General features: G+C 60.5%; 6 protein-coding genes. 1 reads left to right on the plus strand and 5 read right to left on the minus strand.

Annotated features, from left to right (window positions below):
• The first annotated feature begins 267 nt into the window (after window positions 1-267).
• Window positions 268-345, plus strand: a complete 78-nt coding sequence (locus tag JNL55_RS37485; protein WP_415923119.1) for a type II toxin-antitoxin system prevent-host-death family antitoxin — start codon at window positions 268-270, stop codon at window positions 343-345.
• A 48-nt stretch (window positions 346-393) separates the two neighbouring features.
• Here JNL55_RS37485 and JNL55_RS19655 read toward each other — a convergent pair whose 3' ends face one another.
• From JNL55_RS19655 to JNL55_RS19675, 5 genes are all read right to left on the minus strand, one after another.
• Window positions 394-960 (minus strand): dihydrofolate reductase family protein, encoded by a 567-nt coding sequence (locus JNL55_RS19655; RefSeq protein ID WP_293857582.1) that lies wholly within the window; start codon window positions 958-960, stop codon window positions 394-396.
• 34 nt (window positions 961-994) lie between these two features.
• Window positions 995-1,471 carry a VOC family protein gene (locus tag JNL55_RS19660; protein WP_293857586.1) on the minus strand — a complete coding sequence of 159 codons (477 nt, stop codon included), beginning with the start codon at window positions 1,469-1,471 and terminating at the stop codon, window positions 995-997.
• A 130-nt stretch (window positions 1,472-1,601) separates the two neighbouring features.
• Window positions 1,602-3,230, minus strand: a complete 1,629-nt coding sequence (locus JNL55_RS19665) for a serine hydrolase domain-containing protein (protein ID WP_293857589.1) — start codon at window positions 3,228-3,230, stop codon at window positions 1,602-1,604.
• 95 nt (window positions 3,231-3,325) lie between these two features.
• Window positions 3,326-3,958, minus strand: a complete 633-nt coding sequence (locus JNL55_RS19670; protein WP_293857592.1) for a hypothetical protein — start codon at window positions 3,956-3,958, stop codon at window positions 3,326-3,328.
• 7 nt (window positions 3,959-3,965) lie between these two features.
• Complete coding sequence (locus JNL55_RS19675) at window positions 3,966-5,387, minus strand: serine hydrolase (protein WP_293857595.1); 1,422 nt, start codon at window positions 5,385-5,387, stop codon at window positions 3,966-3,968.
• Window positions 5,388-5,526 lie beyond the last annotated feature (139 nt).

Raw genomic sequence — 5,526 nt, forward strand, 5'->3', positions numbered from 1 at the left:
GACGACGTCTGCAGAGGGTAGAATCGAAATAAGATTCACAGTGCACTCTTACGTTTTATCTACGTTGTATTCACGTCGTCTCATGGGCGCCGATTAGACCGATTGCACGACCGTCACTGCCCAAGCGAAGCTTACTAAGAGAAGAGGAACCTATCCACTGACTGCGCTAGTCCGTTGTTCGCTATCGATGCCTGATCGAGTTACCACGACGACACTCGGATTATGTCGAACTAATTTCTCTGAACACTGATTTCTGGACTATTACCGATGGCTAAGGCCAATCTAGGCGAGAGCATCGATCGTGCGCAGGAGGGTGGCCCGAAGATCATTACACGCAATGGATGACGCGCCGTTGCCACAGTTTGCAATCAACTGAAATTTGAAGTGATCCCGCTATTGCGCGCCACGCTCATAGCGAAGCAACACCACACCACTCCCAAACCCCCGCGTCTCCGCAAGATGCAGCGCGAGTTTTTTGTCCGGGCAACGAAACAACGGCCTGCCCCGGCCGATCACCGCGGGATGAACATAGATGCGATATTCGTCTATCAGATCATGTTCCATGAAGGCCGCGCCGAGCTCGGCGCCGCCGACAACCATGTCGCCGCCGGGCTGTAATTGAAGCTCGCGGAGCTGCGCGGGAACGATCTCCCGGTGGATGGTGGTATTCCAGTCGGCGCGCGTTAGTGTTCGCGAGAACACCATCTTCGGCATCTCTCGCCAGATGTGGGCGAACCTGGCCACATGAGGAGCACAGGCGGGATCCGAGTCGGCCGTCGGCCAGTAGTCGGCCATGAGTTGGTAAACAACCCGGCCATTGATGAACACGCTCATGGCGCCGAGCAATTCGTCGACATGCTCGTGGAACTCGTCGCCGCCGCTGGACCAATCGAGCTCGCGGTTCGGCCCTTCGATGAAGCCATCCACCGAGACCGACATCATCAGCACGATCTTTCGCATGCAGCATTAACTCAATGAGCGCGACCAGCCGCACCTACCCCCGCCGAGCCTTCTCGATAGCCGCGACATCGATCTTCCCCATTTCCATCATCGCCGCGAACGCGCGCTTGGCGACGGCGGGATCGGGATCGGTGGTGGCTTCGATCAGTACGCGAGGGGTGATCTGCCAGGACAGGCCCCATTTGTCTTTGCACCAGCCGCAGGCGCTTTCGGTGCCGCCGTTGCCGACGATGGCATTCCAGTAGCGATCGGTTTCGGCTTGATCTTCGGTGAGGATCTGAAATGAAAACGCTTCGCTCTGTTTGAAAGCGGAGCCGCCATTCAGGCCGAGGCAAGCCACGCCGGCGACGGTGAATTCGACGGTGAGCACCTGGCCTTCCTTGCCACCAGGAAAATCGCTGGGAGCTTTGTGGACCGCCTTCACGGCGCTGTCAGGAAAAGTCTTCGCGTAGAACTTGGCCGCGTCTTCGGCCCCGTCGGTGTACCAAAGACAAATTACATTCTTGTTCATGCGCCCCCCGGCATTTGTCAGCTGGGGTCTACCTTAGACGATCAGGCTCCGGCATACCAATGCCAGTTGCAGTGGGCGCTGGTGCCACCTTTTCCAGCACCGACGCCCACCACCAACTAGGCGTTCGAGCTCACGGCCTGCGGACGAAAACGTAGCGGGCATCGTCGCCCTGACCGAACTCAAACCCCGTGATCCGGCCTTGATCGCGCGTGAAGCGGATGCTCATCCAGTCGCCGATGAAAATCTCCTGAGTGATGGCGCGGAGACGCTGACGGAGCTTGATGGACCGCAGCTGCAGCTCACCGTCCTGCACCCACAGGTAGAACGGCGCATCGACCTCATCGCTCTCGTAGCGCCCGGCGTACTGTTGCAAAGTACCGGCGGTGGGCTCGAACGCTGGCACTCGCTCATAGACTTGAGTTTCATCGCCGAACTGAGTGGTCACTCGCTGCGACGAACCCGCCTCACGCGAAAACTCCAGCGTGCTGCCGGACTTCCGGGTTTCGAAGCGATGCGGGCTGCGTGCGATGAGATCAAGGCCGTACTCGCCTGCGGTGGCGTGAAGCTGGCCGTCGCGCGTTTCAACGATCAGCGCACGAGTCGCGCGATTGCTCAAGTAGATGCCGATCCGGTCTTGAAGCTGGCGAGCCGAGAGAGTGAGCTCACGCGCCCCAGCCTTCTTATCGGCCGGCTCCGGCTTCATCAGCTCGCCGAGATAAATCGTAGCGATGCCGCGTGCCAGCTTGCCGGTATCGACCTCGTTGACGTTGCACAACACCGCCACATCGAAGCGCTGCTCTGGAAAGCCGATGAGCTGGCTCAGATAGCCCGCGTCGGAGCCGGAATGCCCCACCGTTCTCAGGCCTCGATACTCGCCGTGCACGACACCGAACGCGTAATCGTTGAGCGAGCCGTCGTTGAGCCGATCACGCTCCAGCATCTGAGCAATGAACGCCTGACCGCCAATACGGCCGCTGCGCAAGTTCTCCTGCCAGCGCATCAGATCTTCCGCCGTGGTGAGCAAGCTGGTCGCACCGACGGTATTGAAGTTGGTGACGCTGGTCTTGAAGACGCCGGCCTCACGCCCGTAGCCATAGGCGAAATCCCGCTGGATCTCGGTGAAGTCATCGCGGAAGTGGGTGTCGTTCATGCCCAGCGGCTTGAACAAGCGCTCCGTCGTGAACTCACGCAACGACTGCCCGCTGACCCGCTCGACGATCTTGGCCATCAGCAGGTAATTGCTGTTCGAATATTGATACTTGGCACCCGGCGCGAACCCCAGCCGCTTCTGCAAACTGAGCACGCTCAGCACATCGTCATCCGTGATCAGGTCATGCGAGTAGCGCCAGCCGGAGAAATCCAAGATCTCCCAATGATCGCGTAGCCCGCTGGTGTGATGGACCAGGTGACGCACCAGCAGGGGCGTACCGAAGTCGCCCAACTCCGGAACGTACTTGCGCACCGGATCGTCCAGCGAGATTTTCTTTTCGAGCACCAGCAGTGCGATCGAGGCCGCGGTGAACTGCTTCGAGACCGACGCGACGTGGAACTTGGTGCGCGCCCGGTTGGGCACGTCGTATTCCAAGTTCGCCATGCCATAGCCACGGCTGTAAAGCAGCTTACCGTCCTGGGTCGCGGCCACGGAGCAGCCCGGCGTCGCGGTGCTGCCCCAGTCGGCGAACAGCGCATCCACCTTGGCTTGCTTGTCGTCAGCCGCCTGGGCCGGCAACGCGAATAGTGCCGTCGCGGCCAAGAGCATCGCGGCTCGAACTGTCTTCAACGTCATCGCACTCACCGTCAGTCACTGCGTCCCATCTGGAAGCGGGACGAACCATAGCCCGTCCCGCACCAGAATCAAGGCGTGCCGTGGCCTTTCTTCAGCTCGATGCCTTTGCTCAGCATCGCGCCGTCCGGGCTGAACAACGCAATTCGGTCGATGGCGACGAAGACCTGGGTGCATTCCAGACTCTCGGCGGCCTGAGGCAACGCCGGCGTGGTGCATAGCTGGCCGCCCCTGACTGTCCAGCGCCCGTCGTTGAATTTCACCTCGGTTCGCTGCTTGCACTGGCCCTCATGGACCTCGTAGCCCGGCGCATTGCCGGCCTGCTCACACACCGCCGCATCCGCCTTTACCCACGGATGCTCGACGCCGGTGAACGTGCCGTCCGCCTTGAAGTCGATGGCGATGTCCTCGCCACGACGAAACGAATTGCCGCTGAGAGCCGTCTGGATCTGTGGACCGTTCCAGGGATGGATGACCAATTTGCCATTGTCGTAGGTGCCGCCCGAGCCACCCTCGCCGCCTTCACCCGCCATCAGCTTTTCGAGCGCCTTGGCGAATTCTTCGGGCGACGTAGCCGGCTGGGCCGCAACGTTGGCCGCCGCCGGTTTCAGGTCATCGTGTTCGGCGCGCTCGGAACAGCCGCTCGTCAGCGTCGTGGCCAACCCCAGGGAGAGCCAAAGTTTGGTAGTTGTCGTTGGTTTCATATCGACCTCAATGAACTGTGTTGACCAGAGTGAAGTGAGCGAGCGGATACTGGGCGGAGCCAAGCCGGAACCCGGTGACAGCGCCGCCTTTGGTAATGTCGAACGCCACTTCGTGCCAGCCCGCTTTGAAGGTGTTATCGGCGCTCTGGCTCAGAGCCGCCTTGAACTTGATCGACCGTAATTCCAGCCGCCCGTCGACCACGTCGACCCGAAACGGCGCGTCGATTTCGTCGCTCCGATACGTGCCGACGTATCGCTGTAGCTCGGCGGCTGTCAGCGCTCGCGATGACATAGCCGGCTTCGCTGCCGGGGCCGGCTTGGGTTTAGCGGCTTCAGCTTGCAGACCGAGCACGACCTCAGCCGTCCGCAGCGCTAACTCGTGAGCACCTGCGTTGTTGGCATTGCAGAGCACGGCAACGCTGACATGTCGTTCGGGAAAACGCAGAAGATGTGACGCGTAACCCGCGTCGCCACCGGAGTGCTCGACGATCTGCAAGCCGCGATACGAGTCAACGACCACGCCGAAGGCATACTTATTCGGCGACCCATCGTTCAATGGCGCGCGCGTCAGCATCAGATCGAACAGCGCTCGGCCGCCGACCTTGGCGCTGTACCAATTCTCTTCCCATTTCATCAGATCTTGCACCGTGGTCAGCACGCTGCTGTAACCGTCGGTGCTGAAGTTGGTGAGGCTGGTTTCGAATCCGTCCGCCGTGGGCGAGTATCCGCTCGCCGATCTGGGCACGATCTGAGCGAAGTGGTCGCGGAATTGCGTGTCGCGCATGCCGAGCGGTTCGAAGATTCGCTCACGCGCAAAGTCACGTAGTGAGCTACCGGTGATGCGTTTGACGATCACTCCGAGCAGTAAATAGTTCGAGTTGTTGTACTGATAGCGAGAACCGGGTTCGAACCAGAGCGACCGGTGCTTGACCAGTACGCTCATAGCATCTTCCGTGGTGACCAAATCTTGGTAGTAGCGCCAGCCGGCGACGTCCATCAGGTCGCTAAAGTCTTTCAAGCCGCTGGTGTGATGCACGAGATGAGCAATCGTGATGGGCTGTGTGACGGCCGGTAGCTCTGGCACGTACTTGCGAACCGAATCCGACAAGGACAGACGTCGTTCGAGAGCCAGCATGCCGATCGCCGCGGCCGTGAATTGCTTCGAGACCGACGCAATGTGGATCACGGTGTCGGCGCGATTCGGCACATCGTGCTCGATATTGGCGAGCCCATAGCCGCGGGCATGCGCGGTGACGCCGTCCTTGGCCGCTGCGACGGAACACCCGGGAGTGGTCGTCGTGTCCCATTTGGCGAACACGGCATCGATGCTCGGGCCCAGCTCTGCGGCGCTGGCCGATGATGTGACCGACGATGTCGTGGCCACAATGAACCACGCCGCCAACCAGATGTAGTGCCGTCCCCTGCTCATCTTTCTGTCCTTAGTACAACGACGGCCGATCTTGGCCGCGATCCAACTGCTCGATGGTCGCGAGCGACGGCGCCGTCGCCTGCTGCAAACGTGTGGCCGTGCGTTCTACAGCTCGCATCACTCGAAGCAGATTGCCGCG

This window comes from Steroidobacter sp. (genome assembly GCF_016790065.1).
In the GTDB taxonomy this organism is placed as follows: Bacteria; Pseudomonadota; Gammaproteobacteria; order Steroidobacterales; family Steroidobacteraceae; genus Steroidobacter.

Bases quoted from the DNA above. Each gene is read 5' to 3' on its own strand.
- JNL55_RS37485 (WP_415923119.1), top strand. From the start codon at position 268: ATGGCTAAGGCCAATCTAGGCGAGAGCATCGATCGTGCGCAGGAGGGT.
- JNL55_RS19655 (WP_293857582.1), bottom strand. From the start codon at position 960: ATGCGAAAGATCGTGCTGATGATGTCGGTCTCGGTGGATGGCTTCATC.
- JNL55_RS19660 (WP_293857586.1), bottom strand. From the start codon at position 1,471: ATGAACAAGAATGTAATTTGTCTTTGGTACACCGACGGGGCCGAAGAC.
- JNL55_RS19665 (WP_293857589.1), bottom strand. From the start codon at position 3,230: ATGCTCTTGGCCGCGACGGCACTATTCGCGTTGCCGGCCCAGGCGGCT.
- JNL55_RS19670 (WP_293857592.1), bottom strand. From the start codon at position 3,958: ATGAAACCAACGACAACTACCAAACTTTGGCTCTCCCTGGGGTTGGCC.
- JNL55_RS19675 (WP_293857595.1), bottom strand. From the start codon at position 5,387: ATGAGCAGGGGACGGCACTACATCTGGTTGGCGGCGTGGTTCATTGTG.